Origin of the sequence: Kineococcus indalonis, from assembly GCF_009906395.1 — a bacterium.
GTDB classification, from domain to species: Bacteria; Actinomycetota; Actinomycetes; order Actinomycetales; family Kineococcaceae; genus Kineococcus; species Kineococcus indalonis.
In genome coordinates this window covers 1-1,606 of record NZ_JAAALM010000700.1, presented here as the reverse complement: position 1 = coordinate 1,606, position 1,606 = coordinate 1, and the positions used below count along the sequence as shown (strand labels likewise).

The 1,606-nt window shown below is 78.2% G+C and carries 1 protein-coding gene and 1 pseudogene; both read left to right on the top strand.

What is annotated here, in order from left to right:
* A pseudogene (locus GTR00_RS20400) lies at positions 1 to 206 on the top strand (MFS transporter); the annotation flags it as partial.
* A 317-nt stretch (positions 207 to 523) separates the two neighbouring features.
* Positions 524 to 1,555 (top strand): LLM class flavin-dependent oxidoreductase, encoded by a 1,032-nt coding sequence (locus GTR00_RS20395; RefSeq protein WP_166613358.1) that lies wholly within the window; start codon positions 524 to 526, stop codon positions 1,553 to 1,555.
* The last annotated feature ends 51 nt before the right edge of the window (positions 1,556 to 1,606 follow it).

Here is a 1,606-nt window from a genome sequence, read left to right as displayed (position 1 = left end):
CCGCCGCCCTGCGCGCCACCGACGTCCCCGGCGCCGCGCCCGCCGTGGTGAACTCGATGTTCAACGCGGGCATCGCCGCCGGCGCCTGGGCGGGCGGGCGCGCCCTGCTGGCGGGCGGGCCGGTGCTGCTCACCGCGGCCTGCGCGGGGCTGGTGCTCCTGGCGCTGGCCACGACGGCCCTGCGCCCCGGCCGGCCGGTCGCCTGACGGCTCCGGCCCGGCCGGGACGCCCTCAATCGGTCTCCGGCCCCCGGCAGTAGAAGCACTCCGTCCCGCAGGACTCCTCGCCGAGCGCCGTCACCGCGCTGCTGCCCTCGGTCTCCACCACGCGCACCCCCTCCGGCCGTGCCCCCTGCGGCGCGGTCCGGCCGTCCCCGCGCCGGCTCTGGATCGACCCATCGTGCTCCGCGCGCCCCCCGCCGCGCACCGCGGGGCCGCCGGGGACCGCCGCGGTGGCGCGCGGTGCCCGGCGGGCACGAGGATGCCGGTGACCGCAGGACGAGCCGACGACGCAGGAGGACCGCGTGCCGAGCGCAGGAGAACCGCTGGAGCGGATGGGGTTCCTCACCATCGGCTCGTTCGACCCGGCCGACCCCGCCGCCGGGCACCGCGACACCCTGGCCGTCGTCGAGCTGGGCGAGCAGCTCGGCTTCGACAGCGCCTGGCTGCGGCACCGGCACCTGCAGCACGGCATCTCCTCGCCGGTGGCGGTGCTGGCCGCCGCCTCCCAGCGCACGCGCAGGATCCACCTGGGCACGGCGGTCACGCCGCTGGGGTGGGAGAACCCGCTGCGCCTGGCGGAGGACTGGGCCACCGTGGACGTGCTCTCCGGCGGGCGCCTGGAGCCGGGGGTGAGCGTGGGTCCGCCGGTGCACTTCGAGCACGTGCGCGACGCGCTGTACCCGGGCACCGCGCAGGCGGAGGACTTCGGCTACGAGCGGGTGCTGCGGCTGCTGCGGCTGCTGCGCGGGGAGCCGGCCAGCACCTTCAGCGGCGTGGAGGGCGTGGAGACCTACTCCGAGCAGGTGCAGCCGCACGCGGCGGGCCTGGTGCGTCGCGTCTGGTACGGCGCGGCCAGCACCCGCTCGGCGCGCTGGGCGGGGGAGAACGGGCTGAACCTGCTCACCTCCAGCGTGCTCAAGGCCGAGGGGGAGGGCCCGTGGGACTTCGCGCAGCTGCAGGCGCAGCAGGTGCGCGCCTTCCGCGCCGAGCACCCCGCCGGGGCCGCCGCGCGCGCCTCGCAGGGCCTGGTCGTCCTCCCCACCGACAGCGCCACCGCCGCGCAGCGGCGCAAGTACGCCGACTACGTCGCCGCGCGCACCCCGCGCACGAGCACCCCCCAGGGCCCGGCGCGGCTGCTGTTCGCCGCCGACCTGCTGGGCAGCGCCGAGGAGGTCGCGGCCGCGCTGCACGCGCACGCCGGCTACCGCGAGGTGCGCGAGGTGGTCTTCGCGCTGCCGTTCGGCTTCGCGCGCGAGGACTACGAGCAGATCCTCACCGACACCGCGACCCGGCTGGGGCCGGCCCTGGGCTGGCAGCCGCAGGGCCCCCGCTGACGGATGCCGGCGGGGGCCCTGCGGGTGGTGCTGACCCGGGTGGTGCGGGGG